Source organism: Saccharomonospora cyanea NA-134 (genome assembly GCF_000244975.1).
In the GTDB taxonomy this organism is placed as follows: domain Bacteria; phylum Actinomycetota; class Actinomycetes; order Mycobacteriales; family Pseudonocardiaceae; genus Saccharomonospora; species Saccharomonospora cyanea.
Genome location: NZ_CM001440.1, coordinates 4,272,078 through 4,295,988, shown reverse-complemented (window position 1 = coordinate 4,295,988; position 23,911 = coordinate 4,272,078). Strand labels below are relative to the sequence as shown.

The window sequence follows — 23,911 nt, the reverse complement described above, 5'->3', positions numbered from 1 at the left end:
GTCAGATCTCCGTTCCGGCACGGGATGCCAGCAGCCTGCGCAACGACGACAGTCGTGACACGCGCGCGGCGCCCGACTTCACCACGTCGTCGAGCATGCAGCCCGGATCCTCCGGCGAGCCGAGGTGGCCGCAGTTGGACGGGCACTCCTCCGCGGCCTCGGCGAACTCGGGGAAGGCCGCCACCACCTCGTCGGGCGTCACGTGCGCGAGACCGAACGACCGCACTCCGGGAGTGTCGACGACCCAGCCACCACCGGGCAACGGGAGCGCGACCGCGCTGACGGACGTGTGCCTGCCCTTGCCCACCGCGCTGACCTCTCCAGTGGCGAGGTCGGCATCGGGCACGACCCGGTTGACGAGCGTGGACTTGCCGACACCCGAGTGGCCGACCAGCGCCGAGACGCGGTTGTGCAGCACGTCGACCAGCTCGGGTATGGCCTGGTCATGCCGCGTCACCACGGCCGGAACCTTCAGGTCGGCGTAGGAGGCGAGCAGTTCGTCGGGACTGGCGAGGTCGGCCTTCGTCAGGCACAGCACTGGCTCCAGCCCACCCGTGTAGCAGGCGACGAGGCAGCGGTCGATGAACCCGGTCCTGGGGGGCGGGTCGGCCAGCGACGTCACGATCAGCAACTGTTCGGCGTTGGCCACCACCACCCGTTCGTAGGGGTCGGTGTCGTCGGCCGTGCGGCGCAGCACGCTGTTCCGGTCCTCGACCCGCACGATCCTCGCGAGCGTGTCCGGTTTGCCGCTGACATCGCCGACCAGGCGCACGCGGTCGCCGACGACGACGGGGGTGCGCCCGAGTTCCCTGGCACGCATGGCGGTGACGACCCGGTCGGGAGAGTCCTCGATCGCGCACCGCCAGCGGCCCCGGTCGACGGCCACCACCATGGCGGGTACGGCGTCGGTGTGCGCGGGACGGCGCTTGGTGCGCGGCCGCGAGCCCTTTCCCGGCCGCACCCGGACGTCACTCTCGTCGAGCCTGCGCCAATCGCTTCGGGCCAAGCCGTTGCCACCCCGCTTCCGTGTGAACGTCGTTCAGCGTGTCCGCCGCCGTCTGCTGCCCACCATGATCCCCCACGGCGCTCGCCACGGCCGGGCAACCGTGTCACGATGGCGAGCGGGCACCGTGAACAGTAAGGAGGCCGATACCGATGTGTGGCCGCTACGCCGCCACCAAGGACCCCGCCACCCTGATGCGGGAGTTCGACGCGGTGGACGGCACCGAGGGCAGGATCGAGAGGGCCGACTACAACGTCGCCCCGACCAAGCACGTGCCCACCGTCGTCGAACGTCACCCGAGGGACGCCGACGGCACGGTGCGTGAGGACGATCCCGCCGTGCGCAGCCTTCGCGTGATGCGCTGGGGCCTGGTGCCGTTCTGGGCGAAGGACCCCTCCGTGGGCAACCGGATGATCAACACTCGGGCGGAGACGGCGCAGGAGAAGCCGGCGTTCCGCAAGGCGCTGTCCCGCAGGCGCTGCCTCGTACCCGCCGACGGCTGGTTCGAGTGGAAGGCCACCGACGGCGGCACCGGCCGCAAGGCCCCCAAGGAGCCCTTCTACATGACGACGCGGGACTCCTCCTCGCTGGCGTTCGCGGGGCTGTGGGAGACATGGCGTGATCCGAAGGCCGACCCGGACGCGCCGCCACTCATCACCTTCTCGGTACTCACCACCGAGGCCGTCGGCCAGCTCGCCGACATCCACCACCGGATGCCGCTCGTGCTGCCGAGGGAGCGCTGGGCCGAATGGCTCGATCCCGGCCGCACCGACGCCACCGACCTGCTCGCGCCGCCCGACCGGGACTGGGTGGACGGGTTGGAACTGCGTCCGGTCTCCACCAGGGTCAACAGCGTCCGCAACAACGGGCCCGAGCTCATCGAACGGATCGATCCCGAACCCACCGACCTCGACGCCGCCCTGTTCGACCTGCCGAACCCGCAATGACCACCACCGAGCTCGAAACCCCCCACGGGCCCGCCAGGGTGTCACTGCACTCCGCCGACCAGGGTGTGGCCGCGCTGCTGCTCGGGCACGGCGCCGGGGGAGGCATCGACGCGCCCGACCTCGTAGCCGTGGCGAGGGCGGCCTGCGCCGCCGACGTGCACGTCGCGCTGGTGGAACAGCCCTACCGCGTAGCCGGCCGCCGGGCTCCCGCTCCTGCGAAGCAGCTCGACGCGGCCTGGTTGGCCGTGGCGGAGCAGCTCGCGGCCACGACGTTCGACGAGCTGCCGCTCGTGTTCGGCGGGCGGTCGTCGGGTGCGAGGGTGGCGTGCCGTACGGCGGAGGCCGGGGGAGCCGAGGCCGTGTTGTGCCTGGCGTTCCCGGAGCATCCGCCGGGCAGGCCGGAGAAGAGTCGTCAGCACGAACTGGACGCCGTGGCGGTACCGACCCTGGTCATCCAGGGAGAACGCGACCCCTTCGGCAAACCGAGGCCCGGCCCGCACCACGAGATCGTCACGGTCCGGGGCGACCACGGTCTCAAGGCCGACCTCGACGCCGTGTCGAGGGCCGCGTCGGAGTGGCTCACCCGCGTCCTGCGGCCACTGGTGTCCTGACGCCGGTGCCGCGAGCCTAGGAGATCGTCGGTGGCTCGGTCGTCCGCTCGATCCGTATCTCGGTTTCGGCCATCGTCCAGCCGTACCGCTCGGCGACCGTGTTCCGGATCGACGCCTTCAACCTGCTCTTGAGCTCGGCGGGAGCGTGCTCGCCTCCGCACTTGCGGGCGAGCAGCTGCTTGATCTGCTCGTCGATGCCGTACTCCTCGAGGCAGGGGGGGCAGTCCTCGATGTGTCGCCGTAGCTCCGCATCGCGTTCGGGCGTGCATTCCCTGTCGAGCAGCATGTAGATCTCCGCCAGAGCGTCGTCGCAGCTGACCTGCTCGCGCTCGTGCGACTCGTCGCGGATGGTCATCGACGCGCCACCTCCCGCTGCTGCCCAGAACGGATGAAGCCCCGTTCCCTGGCGACGTCGGCAAGCAGCTTCCGTAGCTGGCTACGGCCACGGTGCAGGCGCGACATCACCGTGCCGATGGGGGTGTTCATGATCTCGGCGATCTCTTTGTACGCGAAGCCCTCGACGTCGGCAAGGTACACCGCGAGCCGGAAATCCTCCGGAAGCTGCTGCAACGCGGCCTTCACGTCGGTGTCGGGCAGCTTGTCCATCGCCTCGACCTCGGCCGACCGCAGCCCCGTCGAGGTGTGGCTCTCCGCCTGCGCGAGCTGCCAGTCGGTGATCTCCTCGGTGGGCTGCTGCAGGGGCTGCCGCTGCCGCTTCCGGTATCCGTTGATGTAGGTGTTCGTGAGGATGCGGTACATCCAGGCTTTGAGGTTCGTGCCCTGCTTGAAGGACGAGAAGGCGGCGTACGCCTTGAGGTAGGTCTCCTGGACCAGGTCCTCGGCGTCGGCCGGGTTCCTCGTCATCCGCATCGCCGCCGAGTAGAGCTGGTCGACCAGCGGCATGGCCTCGCGCTCGAACCGTTCGGCCAGTTCCCGTTCGGCGTCCGTATCGGGCTCAGCGATCGATTCTGGAATGTCGACAGGGCTCTGCGTGCTCGGCAAACCGTTCCCTTCCCGGTTGGCGCCGACCTGACGGCGCGTGGTGTGTCGAACCGGCCGGGTGCCGTCCAGATTCCTGGTGATGACCCGGGGACGGTTCGATGGTGTGGTCAGCGTTGTCGGCACGTTCCGTGCAACGTCCGTCCGGTGCGGGTTATTCCCGGCTACCATCCGGCGGTGTGGCTGGAAAGGGAACACCCGCAACCGCGTTGTTGACCAAGCGCAAGGTCCCGCACACGCTCCATACGTACGATCACGACCCCAGGGAGTCGTCGTACGGGGTGGAGGCGGCGGCCGCTCTCGGGGTTGCCGAAGAGCGGGTGTTCAAAACGTTGGTGGCTGAGGTCGACGGCAAGCTGACGGTGGGGGTGGTGCCCGTCACCGGACAGCTGAATCTCAAGGCGCTCGCTGCGGCGGTGGGCGGTAAGAAGGCGAAGATGGCCGACACCGGCGCCGCTCAGCGAGCGACCGGTTACGTGCTGGGTGGGATTTCGCCGCTCGGGCAGCGTACTCGCCTTCCCGTGGTGGTGGATGTCTCCGCGCGGCGGTTCGACACGGTGTTCTGCTCGGGAGGACGCCGGGGCCTGGAGATCGAACTCGCGCCCGACGACCTGGTGGGGCTCACAGCCGCGACCGTGGCCCCCATCGCGGGGTGATGCCGGCGCGCCCGGCGCCGGCTACGTGAGTTCGCGTTCACGGTGCCCCGCGCCGGGCGGCACGCACTCGTCAGGAGTTCGGCTTCTTGCCGTGGTTGGCGCTGTTCTTCTTGCGGTCGCGCCGCTTACGGGCTCGCTTCGACATTCTCACTCCTTGCCTGAAGACGTCGCGTTTAGTGTGTCATGAGGGGCGCTTCGGTGTTTGAGCCCCCTTCGCCGACGTCGATACGGGAGAGGCATGTCCACGCTTGCTGAGCTGCTCGCCGACCACACAGGGCTTCCTGGCGAGTCCGTCGACCACCTGCAACTCGTGGTGGCCGAATGGCAACTCCTCGCCGACCTGTCCTTCGCCGACTTCCTCATGTGGGTTCCCGTCGAGGAGGGTGCGGACGAGTTCGTGTGTGTCTCCCAGGTGCGCCCGACCACCGCACCGACCGCGCATCCCGAAGACGTCGTCGGAACCCGGTTCACCGCCGAGGAACACCCGCAGCTGCGCAGGGCCATGCGCGAGGGCCGCATCTGCCGTGAGGAGGAGCCGCACTGGTACCGCGACCTGCCGATGCGCAGGGAGGCGATCCCGGTCAAACTGGGCGGCTCCGTCATCGCGGTGCTCTCACGGGAGACGAACCTGGCGACGCCGAGGGTGCCGAGCCCGCTGGAGATCGCCTACCTCGGCAGCGCGGCCGACCTCTGCCAGATGATCGTCGACGGTACGTTCCCCAGTACCGAAGGAGGCACCGACGTCCACACCAGCCCACGGGTCGGCGACGGTCTGGTGCGTGTCGACCAGAGCGGCACGGTGGTGTTCGCCAGCCCGAACGGCCAGTCGGCCTACCACCGCATGGGCTACGAGTCCGACCTGATCGGCACCCGGCTCGTGCCGCTGACGCGTTCGCTCGTGCGTGATCCGTTCGACGCCACCGATGTCGCCCACCGCATCCTCGAGGCGATCGACGGCAAGCCCGGCACGCGCACGGAGGTGGAGTCCCGGAGGGGTGCGGTGGTGCTCTTCCGGGCGCTCCCGCTGCGCCCCGCAGGCCGTGCGGCCGGTGCGCTCGTGCTCGTCCGGGACGTCACCGAGGTCAAGCGGCGGGATCGGGCGTTGTTGTCGAAGGACGCCACCATCCGCGAAATCCACCATCGGGTGAAGAACAACCTCCAGACCGTCGCCGCACTGCTGCGCCTGCAGTCGCGGCGCACCCCCTCTGCCGAGGCGAAGCAGTCCCTCGCCGAATCGGTCCGCCGCGTGTCGTCCATCGCGATGGTCCACGAGGCGCTGTCGATGTCGGTCGACGAACGTGTCGACCTCGACACGCTGTTCGACAAGGTGCTGCCGATGGTGGGGGAGGTGGCCACCGCCGAATCGCAGGTGCGGTTGACGAGGACGGGCTCGTTCGGCGTGGTGGCCGCCGAAATCGCGACACCGCTCGTGATGGTGGTCGCCGAGCTCGTGCAGAACGCGGTCGGGCACGCCTTCTCCGGCGGACGGCACGGCCGCGTCGACATCGTGGTCGAACGCTCCGCGCGGTGGTTGGACGTGCTCGTCCGTGACGACGGCAAGGGACTGCCCGCGGGCTTCTCCCTGGAACGGGCCAACGGCCTCGGGCTTCAGATCGCTCGCACGCTCGTGGAGTCGGAACTGCGCGGGTCGCTGTCACTGCGGGGAATGCGGCAGGACGACACCACGGTGGGAGAGGGAACGAAGAACGACGGCGCGACGAAAGCGACGGGAACCGAAGCGGCGGTGCGCATTCCGCTCAGCCGACGATCCTGACGGCCCGAGTCGCTTTTGCGCCGACTTCGGTCTCTTGGCGCAGATGTCCGAGAGATGACGCACAAACTGTTGCCAAGGCAACCGATGTACGACGCGTTTGAGGGCCGGCACCCGAAACGGATGCCGGCCCTCAAACCTTTTGCCGTTATCGCAGGGCAAAAGGAAACGCGGTTCTTCGCTCAGAAGCTGCTACGCGTGCCGATCTGCGCGCGACGACGCTTGAGCGCACGCCGCTCGTCCTCGCTCATACCGCCCCAGACGCCGGCGTCCTGGCCGCTGGCCAGAGCCCAGGCCAGGCAGTCGGAGGCGACGGTGCAGCGGTGGCACACAGCCTTCGCCGCGGTGATCTGAGACAGAGCGGGACCGCTGGTGCCCACGGGGAAGAACAGTTCGGGGTCCTCGTCTCGGCAGGCCGCGCGGTGGCGCCAGTCCATTTCTTCGAGCTCCTTATTCGGGCGCGGTGCTCCGCGCCACAGTCGTCATGGCGGTCGTTTTTGGGGTGCTTGTGAATGGTTTCACGAACCCTCGGGTTCGACAAGTGTTTTGCGGGGATCGGTGAGTCAGCTCACCCGGCTTAGCGACGCGCCTGACCTGCGACTTTGCTCATTCGCCGCGAAGCCGCCGGAAAAGCGGTGCGGTGAACGGGCCGTTCCCGTCGCCGAGTGGCAACACGGACTTTGCCGCAGGTGATCACGTTGCCGTTGCTCGCCGACCGCGGTGACTCACACCGCAACCGTGAGAGCACGGGGCACACTGACGAACTCCACGTGAGTGCGTTGACCCACCAGGTCTCCGTCGACCTGGAAGTTTACCGGCGATGGCGCGGTGATGCTGATTAACGACAGGTCGTCGTGACGGACCAGACGCCGACCGCGATGTTCGCCACGCCTGCGCAGTGCCTGCAGGACGTGCCGCAACACCGTGGGGAGGCCGAGGCCGGTGAGGGCGAACAGGCCCAGTCCGGTGTCGAACGAGCAGCCGTCGTTGAGGTGCACCGGCCTCGGCCCCAGGTAGCTCCACGGATCGGTGTTGGACACGAAGGCCGTGCGTACCGTCGCGGGTTCCGCCCCGGGCACCTGCACGGTCAGCTCCGGGTGGCCCTGCGGGGGGCGCAGGTAGCACCGCACGGCAGTGCGGAGGTAGAGCGAAGGGCTCGTGCGTTTGCCGCGCCGACTGTCCACCGCCGCGACCACGTCCGCGTCCCAGCCCACCCCGGCGTTGAACGTGAACCATCGGCCGTCGGCGCGTCCCAGCCCCACCGGCCTGCTGCGGCCCTGTTCGAGCGCGTTCAGCAGTTGGTGGGTGGCCTCGACGGGGTCACGCGGCAGTCCGAGGGCCCGGGCGAACACGTTCGCCGAGCCGCCCGGCACCACGCCCAGCATCGGCACCGAGTCGTAGGAACCGGGCCTGCCGCCCTTGACCGCGAGCAAGCCGTTCACGACCTCGTTGACGGTGCCGTCACCACCGTGTGCGACCACGAGATCGACCTCGTCGGACGCGGCGGCACGCGCCACCGTCGTGGCATGCCCCCGGTAGTCGGTCTCGACCACGTCGAGCTTGACCTGGCTGGCCAGTGCGTGCGCAAGCACGTCACGACCGGCCGGTGTGGTTGCGGTTGCCTGAGGATTGACGACGAGAACAGCGCGCACTAGGCGCAGAGTAGGCGAGTCGATGCCGCCAGCGGCATCTTCGCGACCAACTCCTGCTGCGAATCTCGTCACTGCGTGCCCCGCGGCCGCCGCAGGACCTGCTCACCCGTTCGCTTCCGCCTGCCGCCTCCCGTGTCCTCTCGCGAGTTCCTGCCAGTGCCGTGACGAGTTGCACCCCGGGCACGACCGCCCGCTCATCGACGACACCTGAATCTTTGCCCGCTGCGCCGCCGGATAAAACGGCCGACCGGGTGGCATACCATCGGAGGTGTTCACGCAGGGTCACGTCCACCGTGTCGTCCATGTCTGCATCACTCAGAAAGGCAGCAGCCCGTGCCGATCAGTGACCTCGTCTCTCCCGCACCACGTCAGGTACGCCTCGCCGGAGCACTCACGGCCCTCCCGGGGCTCGCGCTCCTGGTCTTCGGGGTGCTGCTCGCCCTGAACGCGGGTGACGACCCCGCCATGGCCGGGGGCAGCGTCGCCGCCGAGATCGCCTACTACGTGGTGTTGGCGGCGGGGGTGCTCGCGTGCGCGGCAGCGTTGTTGCTGGGCAAGACGTGGGCGCGCTCGCCCGCCCTGGTCGTGAACCTCGTCGTGATCGGCATCGGGTGGTACGCCACGGGGCCGTCCGACCAGCCGGGTTTCGGCGTTCCGGTGATGATCGTGGGCGTCGCCGTGGTGGTCCTGCTGTTCCGGGAGCCGTCGCGGGCGTGGGTGCTGGGTCAGCGCGCCGGCGAGAGCGAGGAGGAGGCCGCACGCCGCGGTGGTGCGGCGGGCAGGGCCGCCGAGCGCGAACAACGGGGCGAGTGACGAGTACGGCGACACATCACGCGACGCGGACACGCGTACGGGAACCGCGGACACGCGTGCACAACCTGCGGACACGGTGTCAGGTGGTGAGCGGGTGGGCCAGGTCGTGTTCTTCCTTCACTGCGCGCAGGTGGGTCCAGGACTCCAGGGCGCGGACTTTCGGTAGGGCCCGGATACGTTCCAGCGTGGCGAACACCGCTTCCTGAGAGCCCGCCCTGATCGAGCCGATGCCGTTGCACCAGCCGATGCCCTCCGCGAAGCTGTCCACCTCGTCGATCGCGGTGAGGTGTTCGGCCACTCCTTCCGTGGCCCCGCCGAGGGACACGGCGAACCCCGCGGTGTGGACGCGGCTCAGCGGCGTCAGCCGTACGAGCGCCCCGATGTGAAGGACGCCTGCGCCGAGCAGGCGCAGCACCCTGGCTCGGGTCGCTCCCGGTGACAGTCCGCTGACCTCGGCGAGTTCGGCGAAGGACGCCCTGCCGTCGACTCGCAGGCGGGAGAGCAGGGCGTGGTCGGCGGCATCGAGGTCGAACTGCCGCGCCGACCCGCTCGCCGAGAGCGGGCCCGGCGGGAAGTACGGGTCCTTCCACAGGTGGGTGTAGGTCAGCACCTGCACGGCGAGTACGCCCGGCACTGCCTGGACGCGGGAGAGCCCACGCTGGAACGCGTCGAGGTCGGTGGTGCGCAGCTCGGCGGTGACGGCGAACCGTCCCGCGGTCGTGGTGACGAATGAGGTCTCGACCAGTGCGGCGAGCTGTTCGGCCACCGGAAGTGCGGGCCCGGCGACCTCGACGGTGACATGTCCCATCTGGTTCAGATCGAGTGCACCCGGGTGGACGGCGCCGACGAGCCGCAGCCCGCACTCGTCCACGAGGCGCCGGACGCGTGCTTTGGTCGTCGAGCGAGCCAGTCCCACCTCGCGGGCCAGCGCCTCCCAGGACGCCCGGCCATCGCGTTGGAGCGCGCGGACGAGTTGCTCGTCGATCTCGTCCAGTTCCACCCGCACCGTCCTTCGAGCGATCGCCATGCGGACCGGCCGACAACCTATCGCATGGGGCCGGAACGCACTGAGAAGCCAACCAAAAAATTGGTTGTCAGCACGTTGTAGTAGCTGATCTGACGCCAAACCGAGTAGTTCGCCGACGATTCTTCTCTTGTTTGCCTCTTCTTGCGACTGTATCGTCTGCGCCTGCCGTGGCGGCCCGGGCGACCGGGTCGTACAGACCATCGACCGTCCCGGAGGTGCGCCATGGGCGTTCGCAGTTCGACACGGGATCCCCGGCGGCACGCTTCGGACCGGGAGTTCTTCGGTCATCCGCGTGGGCTCGTGGGCCTGTTCTTCGCGGAGGCCTGGGAGCGTTTCTCCTACTACGGGATGCGTGCGCTGCTCCTGTACTACATGTACGACCAGGTGGCGGACGGCGGACTCGGGATTCCCGCCGACACCGCCCGCTCGCTCGTGGCGGTCTACGGGTCGGCGACCTACATGGCGGCGATCGTGGGCGGTTGGGTCAGTGACCGGCTGCTCGGCGACCGGAGGTCGACGCTGCTCGGCGGGGTGCTCATCATGTGCGGGCACATCTGCCTCGCACTGCCGGCCGGGGCCACGGCGCTGTTCGTGTCCATGGTGCTCATCGCGGCGGGCACGGGGCTGTTGAAACCCACCATCTCGTCGTCCGTCGGCGACCTCTACGGCGGGAACGACCCGCGCCGGGACGCCGGATTCTCGATCTACTACATGGGCATCAGCGTCGGCGCCGTGGCGGCACCGCTCGTGGTGGGCACGGTGGGCGAGACCTACGACTACCACCTCGGGTTCGGCCTGGCAGCCTTCGGCATGGCCATCGGGCTGGTGGTCTACCTGGGCATCCAGCGCAACCTGAGCGCGGCGAGCGACCGGCCGAAGAACCCGCTCCGGTTGGCCGAGGTGCCCCGAGGCCGGTTGGTCACCGTCGTCTCCGTGTTCGTCCTGGTGGCGATCGGCCTGGTCGGCTCCGCAGTCACGGGCGTGCTGACCGCGGGTGGTGTCGTCAACCTGATCAGCCTGGTCGCCATCGCCCTGCCGATCACGTACTTCACGGTGATGCTGCGAAGCCCTCGGGTGACGGAGGCCGAGCGCGCCCGGCTCCGCGGCTACGTCCCCCTGTTCGTCGCGGCGGTCTTCTTCTGGGTGATCCAGGAGCAGGGAGCCACGGTGATCGCACAGTACGCCGCCGAGAGCACCGACCTCGACGCCTTCGGCTTCGCCGTTCCGGCGTCGTGGTTCCAGTCGGTCGGTTCGTTCGTGCTGATCGTGCTGACGCCGCTGTTCGCCGTGCTGTGGCTTCGACTCGACACCTCGGCGCGGCCACCCTCGACCGCGCACAAGTTCGGTGTGGCGCTGGTGATCGCCGGCCTGTCCTACGTGCTGCTCGTGCTGCCGTCCGCGCAGGCGGGCCTGGCGCACCCGCTGTGGCTGGTGGGCAGCCTCGCGATCGTGACGGTGGGCGAGATGTGCCTGTCACCGATCGGGCTCTCGGCGACGGCGCGCCTGGCTCCGGCGGCGTTCGCCACGCAGACCATGGGGTTGTGGTTGACGGCGGGCTCGGCGGGCCAGGGAATCGCGGCGCAGCTCGTCAAGTTCTACGACGCCGATTCGGCGGCGGGCTACTTCGCCGTCGTGGGCACCGGGACCGCGGTGCTCGGCCTCGTGCTTCTGGCCGCGGCGCCACTCATCCGCAAGCGCACCGACGTCGCCGCGTAGGACCCACCATCTCGCTCAGGGCGGAAAGGACGACATGACTCGCACGGTGTTCCGGGGAGGGACCGTCTTCGACGCGGTCGGTCGCGCGGCCGAGGTGGCCGACGTCGCGGTGGAGGAGGGCGTCATCGCCGAGGTCGGGCCGGACCTCGACGGCGATACGGAGGTCGACTGCACCGGCCAGGGTGTTCTGCCGGGGCTGTTCGACTGTCACGTGCACCTCACCATGAGCGACACCGACCTCTTCCGCACCGCGCAGGAGCCGTTCTCGCTCCAGTTCTTCGAAGCCGCGATCAACATGGCGGCCACCCTCGCCGCGGGCGTCACCACGGTACGCGACGCCGGTGGGGCCGACCTCGGCGTGCGGGTCGCGCAGGAACGCGGATTGGTGGCGGGCCCCAGGACGCAGGTGTCACTGAACATGCTGAGCCAGACCGGTGGGCACGGTGATCCGTGGTGGCCGTCGACGTGCGTGATGGACCTGCTCCCGCCACACCCCGGGCGGCCACCGGTGGTGGTGGACGGACCCGAGGAGATCCGGCGCAAGATCAGGGAGCTGGTCCGGGCGGGTGCGGACGTCATCAAGGTGGCCACGAGCGGAGGCATCGTCTCCAGCGGCGCGGGGCCCGAGATCCCGCACTTCCGCGACGACGAGATCGCCATGATGGTGACCGAGGCCTCCGCCGCGCGCCGCTTCGTCATGGCGCACGCGCACGGTGCGGGGGCGAAGGCGGCCGTGCGCAACGGGGTCCGGTCGATCGAGCACGGCAGTCACCTCGACGACGAGACTCTGGAGGAGATGGCGCGGCGGCGCGTGTGGCTCGTGCCGACGCTGGCGTCAGGCCTCGGCCTGCGGGAGTCGCTGCGTGACGGCGCGACCTACCCCGACCACATCCGGGAGAAGATCGAGCGGATGGGGGCCGACCGGAGCGTGCGGCGGGCGATCGAGGCAGGCGTGCCCATCGCGATGGGCACCGACGCGCCCCTGTACCCGCACGGGAAGAACCTCATGGAGCTGCCGTTGCTCGTGGAGCAGGGCATGACTCCGGCGGACGCACTGCACGCGGCGACGTTGTCCGCGGCGGAACTCATGGGGCTGCACCGGTCACTCGGCTCGATCGAGCCCGGTAAGCGCGCGGATCTCGTCATCGTCGACGGCGATCCGCTGCGCGTGCACGACCTCGGCGAACGAGTGCGGGCCGTGTACCAGGACGGGCGTGCCGTACACGTGCGGCCCGACGTGTCCGCACCGGTTCAGGCCGCGCCGGAGACCTCGGACGCCAGTGCGGCCAGCGGTTCGTCGGTGAGCCGGTAGACGGTCCATTCGTCCATCGCCTCGGCGCCGAGAGACTTGTAGAAGCCGACGGCCGGGTTCCAGTTCAGCACCCACCACTCGAGCCGGGCGTAGCCGCGGTCGACGCACTCCTTGGCGAGTGTCGCCAGCAGCGCCTTGCCGAGGCCGGTGCCGCGCATCTCCGGACGGACGTAGAGGTCCTCGAGGTAGATGCCGTGCACCCCGCGCCAGGTGGAGAAGTTGAGGAACCACAGCGCGAACCCGACGACGCGCCCTTCGACCTCCGCGACGTGCCCGTACAGTGCCGGGTTCTCCCCGAACAGGGCGGTGTGCAGTTGCTCCGCCGTGAGGTGGCACTCGTGCGGTGCCTTCTCGTACTCGGCGAGCTCGTGCACGAGTTCCACGACGGTGTCCACGTCCGCTTCCCGGACGCGGCGGATTCTGCTGTCCAACGGATTTCCTTTCCAGACCGACGGTTGTCAGGACGGCGGGAGGTTGAGGTGCAGCAGGCGGGCACCGTGGTGCGCGCGGCCGAGCACCGTCAGACTGGCCGGGTCGAGACCGAACTGTCTGCCCGCCGTGGCGGGGAGGTCGAGCCACCGCGCGATCAGCACCCGGCCGAAGTCGCCGTGCACCACGAGCGCGACAGGGTGCCGCGCGAGTTCGTCCCGGACACGCGCGAGCAGAGTGTCGGCCCTGCACTCGACGTGCTCGGCGCTCTCGCCGTCCGGCACCGGGTGCGACCACACCGTCCAGCCGGGGGTCTCGTCGTGCACCTCGGCGGGTGTCTTGCCCTCGTGCGCGCCGTAGTCCCATTCCACGAGGTCGTCGCTGGTGCCGGACACGGCGAGGCCCGCGAGTTCGGCGGTCCGGAGGGGCGCCTGGCGAGGACTGCTGAGCACGAGTGCGGGGACGTCGTCCGACATGAGTGCGTAGGTGCGCCCGGCAGCGTGCGCCTGCCGCTCTCCGACGGCGGTCAGGGGCGGATCGGCCCTGCCTGCGTACCGTCCGACCGTGGACCACTCGGTCAGGGCATGGTGCAGGAGGAACAGGTGGTGCTCAGGCACCCCAGCAATATAGCCGTCTTCCTGCGCGGAGGAGGCCGTCGAGCGGGAAGGTGACCGCCTCTCCCGGTGCTCGTTCGGGTGAAGCCGGCGCCGCCGCGGTTCCGTCGTCGGAACCTGCGCCGTTCGACTTCCCGGGCCCGCCAGGCCGTCAGTCCGTCAGGCCTCGGCCTTGCGCAGCCGCTCGTAGTGGGCGACGCAGTCCTCGTAGCGCGGCAGCAGGCCTGCCTCGCGTGCCTGGACCAGCGTGGGAGCGTCGGCGTCCTTGTCCGACAGGACCGGTTCGACGTCGGACGGCCAGGGCAGGCCCAGTTCGGGGTCGAGCGGGGTGATGCCACGCTCGATCGACGGCTCGTAGGCGGTGGAGCACAGGTACGTCATCACGGTGTCGTCCTCCAGGGCCATGACCGCGTGACCGAGCCCCTCGGCGAGATAGACGCAGTTCAGTGTCTCGCTGTCGAGGCGTACCACGTCCCAGCGTCCGAACGTCGGCGAGCCGACGCGGAGGTCGACGGCCACGTCGAGCAGCGCGCCGCGTGCGCAGTACACGTACTTGGCCTGTCCGGGTGGTGTGTCCTTGTAGTGGACGCCGCGCACGGTGCCGCGCCGCGACACCGTGTTGTTCGTCTGTGCGACGGTGAGCCTGTGGCCGACGGCGTCGAGGAACGCCGACTCCTGGTACGGGGCGACGAAGAAGCCTCGCTGGTCGGGAAAGACCGGAGGGATGAACTCGTAGGCGTCCCGCACAGCCAGTTCGCGCACGTCCATGCGCGTCAGCTTAGAGCGCCGTGAGTGCCCTCCCCGTAGCGGCCACACAAGCCGGACGGACGTCTTGCTATTGGTGCGCTGACCAGCCAAAAGGGTGGCTTCTTCTGTGATCTCAGCCGCACCTCGGCGACAGGGGGCGCACCCGTACTGGCACACTGGGCGGACCGCTGCGTCCGCGGCCACGGTGTCTTCCGACCCACCTCACCACGGGCCTCGACGGACGCCTCGGCGGCGAGGTGCGCTACCGCGCCGACTCGCCGTGTGGAGGAACCCACATCACCGGGGACGCCAGGTCGTACTGGTGTATCCCCGTCTGCCAGTCATGGAGATTGACGTGTCCCAGGCTCAGGTGAGCGACGAAGACATCTTCACCGGTCACGAGCGCGGAAAGCTCTCGGTGGCCGCCACCCGCCCCATCAGTCAGGCTCGTGACCTGTCCATCGCCTACACCCCTGGTGTGGCGAAGGTCAGTCGCGCCATCGCCGACGACGCCGCGCTGGCCGCGCGCTACACGTGGGCCGACCGCCTCGTCGCCGTGGTGAGCGACGGCACGGCGGTACTCGGCCTCGGCAACATCGGGGCCAAGGCGTCGTTGCCGGTCATGGAGGGCAAGTCGGTGCTCTTCAAGACGTTCGCCGGGCTCGACTCCATTCCGCTCGTGCTCGACACCACCGACGTCGACGAGATCGTCGAGACGCTGGTGCGGCTGCGGCCGTCGTTCGGTGCCGTGAACCTGGAGGATGTCTCGGCGCCGCGCTGTTTCGAACTGGAGGCCAAGCTCATCGAGGCGCTCGACTGCCCGGTGATGCACGACGACCAGCACGGCACCGCCATCGTGGTGCTGGCCGCGCTGCGCGGAGCCAGCCGGGTGCTCGACCGCGAGGTGGGGGACCAGCGCGTGGTCATCTCCGGGGCGGGTGCGGCAGGGGTGGCCTGCGCGAGGATCCTGCGCGCCGCCGGCGTGGGTGACGTCACGGTGCTGGACTCGAAGGGCATCGTGCACAGCGGCAGGGAGGACCTCAACCCCGTCAAGGCGGAGCTCGCGAAGCTCACCAACGCGCAGGAGCTGCGGGGCGATCTCGCCGAGGCACTCAAGGGAGCGGACGTCTTCGTCGGGCTGTCGAGTTCCACCGTGGACGGCGACCTGCTCGCCACCATGGCGCCCGATCCGATCGTCTTCGCGCTGTCCAATCCCGACCCGGAGGTGCACCCGGACGTCGCGGCCTCCTACGCGGCGGTGGTCGCCACGGGTCGCAGCGACTTCCCCAACCAGATCAACAACGTGCTGGCGTTCCCCGGCGTGTTCAAGGGTGCGCTGGACGCGGGCGCGACGGCGATCACGGAGAACATGAAGCTCGCGGCGGCCGACGCGATCGTGTCCGTGGCGGCGGATTCGCTGGCCGTTGACCGGATCGTGCCGAGCCCACTGGACGAGCGGGTCGCTCCCGAAGTGGCCGACGCGGTGGCGAAGGCGGCCGAATCGGACGGCGTCGCCACGGCGGTCGCGCGCTGACGACGCGGGCGGCCGGTGGGTTCGGACTACCGGCCGCCCCTTTTTCATCTAATAGGGGATTGACAGTCAGTTCGACGGGTTATGCTGCGGCGTCCGCAGCACGCAGGGTGCTGCCTGAGATAAGGAGAACGATGTCGGTAGGCCCTAACGGTCCCGGCTATCCGCAGGGGTCGCAGCAGCCCAACATGCAGTCGATGCCTCCCGCTCCGATGCCGCCGGCCAGTCCGCTGCCTGCCAGCCCGATGGCGAGCGACGTCAACATGGGCGGTCGGGAACGGCCGGGCACGCTCACGGGCGCGGCGGTCCTCGGGTTCGTGACGTCCGGCTTCGAGATCATCGGCGGTCTGCTGTGGATTCTCGGTGGCTCGGTGGTCGGCGACCTCGAATCGACGTTCGACACGGGCACGGGCTTCGGGAACATGATCATGATCCTGGGCCTCGTGTCGCTGCTCGTGGGTGGTGTCTACATCTGGGGCGGTGTCATGGCCCTGAAGTGCAGGACACCCGTGCTGTTCGCCGCGACCGGTGTCGGCATTGTGATCAACCTCGTCGCGTTGATCATGTCCGAAGGCGGCGCCGGCCTGTTGTCCCTCGTGCTCGGCGCCGTGACTCTGCTGTTGCTGGCGTTGCCGGCGAGCCGCAAGTTCTAGTCCGGCAATCCTAGTTCGGCGTCGAGTCCTCCGCCGTCAGTCGACGGAGGACCTCGACGATCCGGTGCCGTGGCAGGTCGATCAGTCGTAGCTCGGACAGATCGGCGGGCGCCTGGGTCCAGACGTTGCCGAGCCGCGCGTGTGCCCGGGTCCACACCGGACGCGCGGCCGAGGCGCCTTCCATCCGGTCGGCGACCACCACGGCATGTTTGTTGTCGGGTGTGCTGCGCAGCAGCCGCAGCCGGTACTTGCAAGCCACGAGCTTGATCAGTGCGGCCTGTGAGGCGGCGTCGACGAGATCGGGGTGTGCGTTGGGAACCAGCGCCGCCACCCTCTCGGCGTTCACTGCCAGCAACACCCGCGCCAACCACGGGCCGGGATCGCCCGACAGATCCAGGGTCACAGCGGTTCCGGGTTCGGCCGTGATCGGCTTCGTCCAGTCGGGGGCCGCCTCCGTGACCTTCCTCCCGTCTTCGCCCGCGAGGGCTGTCAGCGCGGCGAGGGTTTCCCGCGTCGCGCTGGCGGTACCTTCGGCTTCCACCGACCGGGGACCGTGGGTGTAGATGGCCTGCGCACCCTTGGCCTTCCTCCGGGCGCGCGGTGTGGGGTGGCAGACGTAGAGGTCCGCGGAACTGCCGATGGCCTGAGCACCGTGGTAGCGGTGGAAACCCGGCACGATCGCCTCGAACGTGAGTCCCAGGTTCAGCAGCGCCCTCTGGGTCTGGTGGCCGAGTGTGGGATGGCGACGGCTGTAGCCGTAGGCGAGCAGCACGCGACCGCTCGTGGGTTCGGCGAGGCACTCGACGGCCCGAGACGCGAACAACGCCATGCCCTCCGGCGTGTACGGCGGGTCGCTGAAGACGACGTCCGCGGTGCCCGCCACCGCTCGGGGCAGTCCGAACCGCAGGTCCGCGTGGACGGTACGGACCGTGCCACGGCTCCGCCGGTCGATGTGCTCCAGCACTCGGTCGTCGACGTCCACCACGGCAAGGTCGGCGTCGGGGCGCAACTCCCGGACGGCCAGTGAGGTCAGGTCGTGGTCACCGACGAAGACGGTCTTCACCCGACCGAGGTCGTAGTGCTCGTCCAACCACAGGGCCCGGCGCAGCACGGTGTCCGCGGTCGCCTGGACGTGGTCGAGTGCGGGCAGTGGCGGCGGCACGTCGGCGAGGTGCGCCTCGATCCTGGCCGCGAGGTCGGTGGGCGGCGTCGCCTGCCGTCCGACGTGGTCGAGCCATTTCTCCTCGGTGCCCGGGCGCAGCCGCAGTGCCGTGCGGTCGCGTTCGACGTCGTCGCCGAGTTCGGCGAGCAGGTCCTCCGCCGAACGCCGGGGCAGCCCGGTTTCGCGCACGAGGTCGTCGAACCGCGACCAGCCTTCCGCCAGGAGAGTGATGGCCAGCCGGTGTTGCCGTGCGAACACGCCGAGATCCACAACAGCGAGCCTAGAGCCGCGGGAGTACGCGTACGCCGGGAGGTGCCCGCAGGTTGCCGGGAGTGTGGCACATCACAGCGGAGTAGTCGCCGGAAGCGAACGGATCGCGTCCGAAGTAGGGTGCCGCCCCTACTTTCGAAGCGGACCAACAGAGTGGTTCTGCCCCTTCGCCGACGGTTCGGAGCGGGCTGGTTACCTTTTGTGCCCGGGTAAGGCAAGAGCTACCTGTTGGGAAGTTTCGCGCTTACGTTTTCCGCCAACGTTCACCGGAACGTGTAGGAGGAAACGTGCGAGGTCACCGAATGTTCAACGGCAGATCCCTTGCCGGTGTCGGAATCACCGCCGGGGTCGCCGCCCTGACCGTGTTGGGAGCGACCCTCCCCGCCGCGGCCCAGGAGGGCACGATTCTGGGCGCCGAAGCCGAAGGCGCCATCGACAACAGCTACATCGTCGTGTTGAAGGACGGGTCGACGGTCTCCGACGTCGCCGACCGGCACGGCGCCGACGTGGAACACGTCTACGACAGCGCGCTCCACGGCTTCTCGGCGACGATGAGCGAAACCATGGCCAAGCGCGCGGCGGCCGACCCCCGCGTCGCCTACGTGGAGCAGAACCGCGTCTTCCACACCATGGCCGACCAGACGAACCCGCCGTCGTGGGGGCTCGACCGGATCGACCAGCGGGACCTGCCGCTCGACGACACCTACAGCTACTCCACCACGGCGTCGAACGTCGAGGCGTACGTCATCGACACGGGCATCCGGATCTCGCACGACGACTTCGACGGCAGGGCGCGCCACGGGTACGACTTCGTCGACAACGACAGCAACGCCGACGACTGCAACGGGCACGGCACCCACGTGGCCGGCACGATCGGCGGCAGCTCCTACGGTGTCGCCAAGGGAGTCGAGCTGATCGGTGTGCGGGTGCTCGACTGCGCGGGTTCGGGTTCCTACGACGGCGTGATCGCCGGCATCGACTGGGTGACCGAGAACGCTTCGGGCCCGGCCGTGGCGAACATGAGCCTGGGCGGCGGGGCCTCCACCGCCGTGGACGACGCGGTGCGCCGCTCGATCAACGCGGGTGTGACCTACGCGCTGGCAGCGGGCAACGACTACGGCGCCAACGCCTGCAACACCTCGCCCGCGAGGACGCGGGAAGCCATCACCGTCGGCTCCACCACGAGCACCGACGCTCGTTCCAGCTTCTCCAACGTCGGTACCTGCCTCGACATCTTCGCGCCCGGCAGCAGCATCACGTCCGCGTGGATCGGCAGTGACTCCGACTCCAACACCATCAGCGGCACCTCGATGGCCACGCCGCACGTGGCGGGCGCGGCGGCGCTGTACCTGGCGGACAACCCGTCGGCCACGCCGCAGCAGGTGCGTGACGCCCTGGTGGAGAACGGCACCAGCGGCGCTGTCGGAAACCCGGGCAGCGGTTCGCCCAACGTGCTGCTGTACACGGGCAGCGGTGGCACCGAGCCCGGCCCCGACCCCGAGCCCGAGCCCACCGAGTGCGACCCGGTCACGAACGGCGCCGACGTGAACATCGTCGACGGCCGCACCGTGACCAGCTCCGTGACCGTCAGCGGCTGTGACCGCGCCGCCTCCAGCACCACCACGGTGGCGGTGGACATCCGGCACACCTACCGCGGTGACCTGCGGATCGACCTGGTGGCTCCCGACGGCACCACCCACCGCCTCAAGAACTCCGGTTGGGACTCGCGGGACAACGTGACGGAGACCTACACGGTCGACGCGTCGAGCTCCCCGGCCGACGGCACCTGGCAGCTTCGGGTGACCGACGTCTACTACGGCGACACCGGCTACATCAACAGCTGGACGCTGACCCCGTGATCGGGGGCTGACCGGCTTCTTTAGGGAAGGGCCCGCCCGCACCGGCTGCGCTGCCGGTGCGGGCGGGCCCTTTCTCGTGCTCACGTTCGGGCGAACCACGTTGACAATGCCCTACCCCCCTAGGGTATAAAGAAGTGTGTCGACGACGCCGAGACCGGACTCGGATATACGGGTACGGGGTAACCTCGAAAGGCGGTGTCGACGAGGCAAGGAGTGTCAGATGCGGGGATACACGGAAGACAAGGACGCGTACCTGAAGCGATTGCGCCGGATCGAGGGGCAGATCCGCGGACTGCAGCGCATGGTCGAGAACGACGAGTACTGCATCGACGTGCTCACGCAGATCGCGGCGGCGACCAAGGCACTGCAGGCCGTGTCCCTCGGGCTGATGGACGAGCACCTGCGGCACTGTGTCGCCGAGGCGATCGCCGAGGGCGGCGAGACCGCGGACGCGAAGGTGAAGGAAGCCAGCGACGCCATCGCGCGGTTGGTGCGCTCCTGAGTTCGAAACCGTTCCCTGCCCGTAGTACGACCACGAAAGGATCGACGACATGGTCGAGCAGACCTACACCGTGACCGGCATGACCTGCGGCCACTGCGCCAGCTCGGTGAGTGAGGAGGTCCGCGAGATCGCGGGCGTCGCGGACGTCGCGGTGGACCTGCCCACGGGCAGGGTGACCGTCACCAGTGAGCGCGAGCTCGCCGTCGACGACGTCCGCAAGGCAGTCGAAGAGGCCGGTTACACGTTGAGCGCCTGATCCGGGCGCCGCAGAGAACGGGTACGCCATGAACACAGCAGCCAGGCTCTCCGCCTACGGTGTGTCGCTGGCCCTGGTCGCCGTGGGCGGCTGGGTGGTCGGCGCGGCTGTCGGTCCCTTCGCCGGCGAGGCCGGTGTGCGCGGTGGCGAGGACGCCGCGCACGGGGACGTCCACAGCGGCACCGTCGCGGGAGCGACTCGGCACCTGCCCGAGGGGCTGGCGTCGTCGAGGGGCGGTTACACCCTCACGCCCACCAGCACGACGCTCGCCTCGGGCGAGGAGAACACCTTCGCCTTCCGGATCGGCGGACCGGACGGCGAGGCGGTGACGCGGTTCGACGTCGAACACGCCAAACGGATGCATCTCATCCTGGTGCGGCGCGACGCGAGCCACTTCCAGCACGTCCATCCGGTGATGAGCGATGACGGCACGTGGAGCGTGCCGATCACGGTCGGCGAGGCGGGAAGCTACCGCGCGTTCGCCGACTTCACCCCGGCAGGGGGAGAGTCGATGACGCTGGGGGTGGACCTGGCCGTGCCGGGCGACTTCCAGCCGGTGCACCACGAACCCTCGCGGGTCGCGCACGTCGACGGCTACGAGGTGCGGCTCGACGGCGAGCTGGTGCCCGGGCGGACCTCGTCGGTCACCACGAGCATCAGCAAGGACGGCAGGCCCGTCACAGACCTCGAACCGTACCTGGGCGCGGACGGTCACCTCGTCGCGTTGCGCGAAGGGGACCTCGCGTACCTGCACGTCCATCCGGGCGGGCACGGGGAGACCCCCGAAGAAACATCCGAGGGGGACATCGGGTTCGCCGCGGAGGTGCCGTCCGCGGGAACCTACCGGCTGTTCCTCGACTTCCGGCACGAGGGCACGGTCCGCACGGCCGAGTTCACGGTGAACACCCAGGGCGCGCCGGGTACCGGTCACGGACACGGTCGCTGAGCCGCCGTTCGATCTGGAGGAGTGGACATTGAGTTCCGACGTCGCAACAGGCAGCGTCACGGCCGGGGTCGCAGCCGACGTCCCGGCCACCCGGGACATCGAGCTCTCGATCGGTGGTATGACGTGCGCGTCGTGCGCCAACCGCGTCGAGCGCAAGCTCAACAAGCTCGACGGAGTCACGGCGACCGTCAACTACGCCACGGAGAAGGCGAAGGTCGTCTTCCCCGCGGAGTTGGACCCGGGTGAGCTCGTCAGCACGGTCGAGGCCGCCGGTTACACCGCCGAGCTCCCGCGGCCGGTGGAGTCCCCACACGGCGCCGACGAAGGCGGCAGTGCCGGTAGCGCCGACGGTGCGTCCGGTGTCGACGAGCACGGCGACCCCACCCGGTCGCTCCGGCAGCGGCTCGTCGGGGCCGCCGTGCTCTCGGTGCCGGTGGTGCTGATGGCGATGGTTCCGGCGTTGCAGTTCGAGTACTGGCAGTGGATCTCGCTGACCCTGGCCGCTCCCGTGGTGACCTGGGCGGCGTGGCCGTTCCACCGGGCGGCGTGGACGAACCTGCGCCACGGTGCGGCCACGATGGACACGCTGGTGTCGATGGGCACGCTCGCCGCGTTCGCCTGGTCGCTGTACGCGCTGCTGTTCGGCAGCGCGGGCGTGCCCGGGATGACACACCCGTTCGAGCTGACCATCGAGCGGGTCAGTGGTGACGGCAACATCTATCTCGAGGTCGCCGCGGGCGTGACCACCTTCATCCTGGCCGGCCGCTACTTCGAGGCCCGGTCGAAACGGCGGGCCGGGGCGGCGCTGAGGTCACTGCTGGAACTGGGAGCCAAGGAAGTCGCCGTCCTGCGTGACGGCACAGAAGTGCGCATCCCGGTCGATCAGCTCCAGGTGGGCGAGGTGTTCCTCGTGCGGCCCGGAGAGAAGATCGCCACCGACGGCGTGGTGGAGGAGGGCACCTCCGCGGTCGACGCCAGCATGCTCACCGGCGAGTCGGTGCCCGTGGAGGTCGGGCCCGGTGACACCGTCGTGGGTGCGACGGTGAACTCCGGCGGACGCCTGGTGGTGCGGGCCGGCAGGGTGGGCGCGGACACACAGCTGGCCCAGATGGCCAAGCTGGTGGAGGACGCGCAGACCGGCAAGGCGGCCGTGCAGCGTCTCGCGGACCGGATCTCCGGGGTGTTCGTGCCGGTCGTCATCGCGTTGGCGGTGGGAACGCTCGCGTTCTGGCTCGGCGCCGGAGCCTCGACCTCGGCGGCGTTCACCGCGGCCGTCGCGGTCCTCATCATCGCCTGCCCGTGCGCGTTGGGTCTGGCCACGCCCACCGCACTGCTCGTGGGCACCGGGCGCGGTGCCCAGCTCGGCATCCTGATCAAGGGTCCTGAGGTGCTCGAATCGACGCGGCGGGTCGACACGGTCGTGCTGGACAAGACCGGCACCGTCACCACCGGTGTGATGGCTTTGGTCGACGTCCACCTCGCCGAGGGCGAGGACGCCGACGAGGTGTTGCGCCTCGCCGGTGCGCTGGAGAACGCCTCCGAGCATCCGATCGCCCGCGCCATCGCCCAGGGTGCGGCCGACCGCGTCGGTTCCCTCGCCACGCCCGAAAGCTTCACCAATGTCGAGGGGCTCGGTGTTCAGGGCGTCGTGGACGGCCGGGCCGTGCTGGTCGGGCGAACCGCGTTGCTGGACGACTGGAGTCAGCACCTGCCCGCGCAGCTGGCGGAAGCGAAGGCGGAGGCCGAGCGTCAGGGGCGCACCGCCGTCGCCGTGGGGTGGGACGGCAGGGCCAGGGCGATCCTCGTGGTGGCCGACACGGTCAAGCCCACGTCGGCGGAAGCGGTCTCCCAGCTACGTGCCCTCGGCCTGAAGCCCGTGCTGCTGACGGGTGACAACGAGGCCGTGGCCAGGGCGGTCGCCGCGGAGGTCGGCATCGACGAGGTGATCGCCGAGGTGCTGCCGAAGGACAAGCTGGACGTCGTCAGGCGGCTGCAGTCCGAAGGCAGGGTGGTCGCGATGGTCGGCGACGGGGTCAACGACGCCGCCGCGCTCGCCCAGGCCGACCTCGGGCTGGCCATGGGAACCGGTACGGACGTGGCCATCGAGGCGAGCGACCTCACCCTCGTCCGGGGCGACCTGCGTGTCGCGGCCGACGCCATCCGGCTCTCCCGCCGCACACTGGCCACGATCAAGGGCAACCTGTTCTGGGCTTTCGCCTACAACGTCGCGGCGCTGCCTCTGGCGGCGGCGGGTCTGCTCAACCCGATGCTCGCCGGGGCCGCGATGGCGTTCAGCTCGGTCTTCGTGGTCAGCAACAGCCTGCGGCTCAAGGGTTTCCGCGGCACGGCCACGGCGAGTGCGGTCGCCGACAGCGGCGCGAAAGCGGAAGAGGCGAAGGAGCCCGTCTCCGTCTGAGGACCGCCTTGTCGCCGGC

The 23,911-nt window shown here is 69.5% G+C and carries 25 protein-coding genes; 14 read left to right on the top strand and 11 right to left on the bottom strand.

All coding sequences use genetic code 11. The features are described 5' to 3' along the window. Position 1: 1 nt before the first annotated feature. The gene (gene rsgA, locus SACCYDRAFT_RS20015; protein WP_005458934.1) at positions 2–1,006 is read right to left on the bottom strand and encodes a ribosome small subunit-dependent GTPase A; all 1,005 of its coding nucleotides are present in this window, start codon (positions 1,004–1,006) and stop codon (positions 2–4) included. A 149-nt stretch (positions 1,007–1,155) separates the two neighbouring features. Here rsgA and SACCYDRAFT_RS20010 point away from each other — a divergent pair, with 149 nt between their 5' ends. Both SACCYDRAFT_RS20010 and SACCYDRAFT_RS20005 read left to right on the top strand, forming a co-directional pair. After that, a complete protein-coding gene (locus SACCYDRAFT_RS20010) occupies positions 1,156–1,950 on the top strand; it encodes an SOS response-associated peptidase (RefSeq protein WP_005458933.1) in 795 nt (264 codons plus the stop codon). Then, entirely contained in the window at positions 1,947–2,561 is a 615-nt protein-coding gene (locus tag SACCYDRAFT_RS20005; RefSeq protein WP_005458932.1) for an alpha/beta hydrolase family protein, read from the top strand. The genes SACCYDRAFT_RS20010 and SACCYDRAFT_RS20005 overlap by 4 nt, the downstream gene beginning before the upstream one ends. A gap of 16 nt (positions 2,562–2,577) precedes the next feature. Here the strand turns inward: SACCYDRAFT_RS20005 and rsrA are convergent, their stop codons facing one another. After that, complete coding sequence (rsrA, locus tag SACCYDRAFT_RS20000; protein ID WP_005458931.1) at positions 2,578–2,916, bottom strand: mycothiol system anti-sigma-R factor; 339 nt, start codon at positions 2,914–2,916, stop codon at positions 2,578–2,580. Further along, on the bottom strand, positions 2,913–3,563 hold the full coding sequence (locus SACCYDRAFT_RS19995) for a sigma-70 family RNA polymerase sigma factor (protein WP_005458929.1): 651 nt from the start codon (positions 3,561–3,563) through the stop codon (positions 2,913–2,915). The genes rsrA and SACCYDRAFT_RS19995 overlap by 4 nt, the downstream gene beginning before the upstream one ends. A 176-nt stretch (positions 3,564–3,739) precedes the next feature. Here SACCYDRAFT_RS19995 and ybaK point away from each other — a divergent pair, with 176 nt between their 5' ends. Next, complete coding sequence (gene ybaK, locus SACCYDRAFT_RS19990) at positions 3,740–4,216, top strand: Cys-tRNA(Pro) deacylase (RefSeq protein WP_043536721.1); 477 nt, start codon at positions 3,740–3,742, stop codon at positions 4,214–4,216. Positions 4,217–4,286: 70 nt separating this feature from the next. On the opposite strand, the gene SACCYDRAFT_RS27335 is transcribed toward ybaK, so the two are convergent. Continuing rightward, complete coding sequence (locus tag SACCYDRAFT_RS27335) at positions 4,287–4,361, bottom strand: 50S ribosomal protein bL37 (RefSeq protein WP_005466056.1); 75 nt, start codon at positions 4,359–4,361, stop codon at positions 4,287–4,289. Positions 4,362–4,454: 93 nt separating this feature from the next. Here SACCYDRAFT_RS27335 and SACCYDRAFT_RS19985 point away from each other — a divergent pair, with 93 nt between their 5' ends. Then, a complete protein-coding gene (locus tag SACCYDRAFT_RS19985; protein ID WP_005458927.1) occupies positions 4,455–5,990 on the top strand; it encodes a sensor histidine kinase in 1,536 nt (511 codons plus the stop codon). A gap of 179 nt (positions 5,991–6,169) precedes the next feature. Here the strand turns inward: SACCYDRAFT_RS19985 and SACCYDRAFT_RS19980 are convergent, their stop codons facing one another. Then, the gene (locus SACCYDRAFT_RS19980) at positions 6,170–6,424 is read right to left on the bottom strand and encodes a WhiB family transcriptional regulator (RefSeq protein ID WP_005440673.1); all 255 of its coding nucleotides are present in this window, start codon (positions 6,422–6,424) and stop codon (positions 6,170–6,172) included. A 288-nt stretch (positions 6,425–6,712) separates the two neighbouring features. Next, positions 6,713–7,639 carry a diacylglycerol/lipid kinase family protein gene (locus SACCYDRAFT_RS19975; protein ID WP_005458926.1) on the bottom strand — a complete coding sequence of 309 codons (927 nt, stop codon included), beginning with the start codon at positions 7,637–7,639 and terminating at the stop codon, positions 6,713–6,715. A 333-nt stretch (positions 7,640–7,972) separates the two neighbouring features. Between SACCYDRAFT_RS19975 and SACCYDRAFT_RS19970 the strand changes: the two genes are divergently transcribed. Beyond that, complete coding sequence (locus tag SACCYDRAFT_RS19970) at positions 7,973–8,452, top strand: hypothetical protein (RefSeq protein ID WP_005458925.1); 480 nt, start codon at positions 7,973–7,975, stop codon at positions 8,450–8,452. Between the two features lie 79 nt (positions 8,453–8,531). On the opposite strand, the gene SACCYDRAFT_RS19965 is transcribed toward SACCYDRAFT_RS19970, so the two are convergent. Further along, positions 8,532–9,479, bottom strand: coding sequence for an Lrp/AsnC family transcriptional regulator (locus SACCYDRAFT_RS19965; RefSeq protein WP_043536716.1), 948 nt, complete (start codon positions 9,477–9,479; stop codon positions 8,532–8,534). 222 nt (positions 9,480–9,701) lie between these two features. On the opposite strand from SACCYDRAFT_RS19965, the gene SACCYDRAFT_RS19960 reads away from it, so the two are divergent. Then, positions 9,702–11,195 carry a peptide MFS transporter gene (locus SACCYDRAFT_RS19960; RefSeq protein WP_005458923.1) on the top strand — a complete coding sequence of 498 codons (1,494 nt, stop codon included), beginning with the start codon at positions 9,702–9,704 and terminating at the stop codon, positions 11,193–11,195. A gap of 34 nt (positions 11,196–11,229) precedes the next feature. After that, positions 11,230–12,507: a metal-dependent hydrolase family protein gene (locus SACCYDRAFT_RS19955; protein WP_005458922.1), complete on the top strand. Its 1,278-nt coding sequence runs from the start codon at positions 11,230–11,232 to the stop codon at positions 12,505–12,507. Here SACCYDRAFT_RS19955 and SACCYDRAFT_RS19950 read toward each other — a convergent pair. The 3 genes from SACCYDRAFT_RS19950 to SACCYDRAFT_RS19940 all read right to left on the bottom strand — a co-directional run bounded on the left by SACCYDRAFT_RS19950 (position 12,447) and on the right by SACCYDRAFT_RS19940 (position 14,318). Beyond that, positions 12,447–12,938 (bottom strand): GNAT family N-acetyltransferase, encoded by a 492-nt coding sequence (locus SACCYDRAFT_RS19950; RefSeq protein ID WP_005458921.1) that lies wholly within the window; start codon positions 12,936–12,938, stop codon positions 12,447–12,449. The two genes, SACCYDRAFT_RS19955 and SACCYDRAFT_RS19950, sit on opposite strands and share 61 nt — an antisense overlap. A gap of 27 nt (positions 12,939–12,965) precedes the next feature. Continuing rightward, on the bottom strand, positions 12,966–13,553 hold the full coding sequence (locus tag SACCYDRAFT_RS19945; protein ID WP_005458920.1) for a histidine phosphatase family protein: 588 nt from the start codon (positions 13,551–13,553) through the stop codon (positions 12,966–12,968). Positions 13,554–13,709: 156 nt separating this feature from the next. Further along, positions 13,710–14,318 carry a dTDP-4-dehydrorhamnose 3,5-epimerase family protein gene (locus SACCYDRAFT_RS19940; protein ID WP_005458919.1) on the bottom strand — a complete coding sequence of 203 codons (609 nt, stop codon included), beginning with the start codon at positions 14,316–14,318 and terminating at the stop codon, positions 13,710–13,712. 334 nt (positions 14,319–14,652) lie between these two features. Here SACCYDRAFT_RS19940 and SACCYDRAFT_RS19935 point away from each other — a divergent pair, with 334 nt between their 5' ends. Then, positions 14,653–15,831 (top strand): NAD(P)-dependent malic enzyme, encoded by a 1,179-nt coding sequence (locus SACCYDRAFT_RS19935; RefSeq protein ID WP_005458918.1) that lies wholly within the window; start codon positions 14,653–14,655, stop codon positions 15,829–15,831. A 131-nt stretch (positions 15,832–15,962) separates the two neighbouring features. Next, positions 15,963–16,481: a hypothetical protein gene (locus tag SACCYDRAFT_RS19930; protein WP_005458916.1), complete on the top strand. Its 519-nt coding sequence runs from the start codon at positions 15,963–15,965 to the stop codon at positions 16,479–16,481. Positions 16,482–16,491: 10 nt separating this feature from the next. Here SACCYDRAFT_RS19930 and SACCYDRAFT_RS19925 read toward each other — a convergent pair whose 3' ends face one another. Next, positions 16,492–17,913 (bottom strand): bis-aminopropyl spermidine synthase family protein, encoded by a 1,422-nt coding sequence (locus tag SACCYDRAFT_RS19925; protein WP_005458915.1) that lies wholly within the window; start codon positions 17,911–17,913, stop codon positions 16,492–16,494. Positions 17,914–18,215: 302 nt separating this feature from the next. On the opposite strand from SACCYDRAFT_RS19925, the gene SACCYDRAFT_RS19920 reads away from it, so the two are divergent. From SACCYDRAFT_RS19920 to SACCYDRAFT_RS19900, 5 genes are all read left to right on the top strand, one after another. After that, positions 18,216–19,772 carry a S8 family peptidase gene (locus tag SACCYDRAFT_RS19920; protein WP_232283712.1) on the top strand — a complete coding sequence of 519 codons (1,557 nt, stop codon included), beginning with the start codon at positions 18,216–18,218 and terminating at the stop codon, positions 19,770–19,772. A 220-nt stretch (positions 19,773–19,992) separates the two neighbouring features. Continuing rightward, the gene (locus SACCYDRAFT_RS19915; RefSeq protein ID WP_005458912.1) at positions 19,993–20,274 is read left to right on the top strand and encodes a metal-sensitive transcriptional regulator; all 282 of its coding nucleotides are present in this window, start codon (positions 19,993–19,995) and stop codon (positions 20,272–20,274) included. 49 nt (positions 20,275–20,323) lie between these two features. Further along, positions 20,324–20,530, top strand: a complete 207-nt coding sequence (locus tag SACCYDRAFT_RS19910; protein WP_005458911.1) for a heavy-metal-associated domain-containing protein — start codon at positions 20,324–20,326, stop codon at positions 20,528–20,530. A gap of 28 nt (positions 20,531–20,558) precedes the next feature. Continuing rightward, positions 20,559–21,476, top strand: a complete 918-nt coding sequence (locus SACCYDRAFT_RS19905; protein ID WP_005458910.1) for a hypothetical protein — start codon at positions 20,559–20,561, stop codon at positions 21,474–21,476. 28 nt (positions 21,477–21,504) lie between these two features. Further along, the gene (locus SACCYDRAFT_RS19900; RefSeq protein WP_005458909.1) at positions 21,505–23,892 is read left to right on the top strand and encodes a heavy metal translocating P-type ATPase; all 2,388 of its coding nucleotides are present in this window, start codon (positions 21,505–21,507) and stop codon (positions 23,890–23,892) included. Positions 23,893–23,911: the final 19 nt, after the last annotated feature.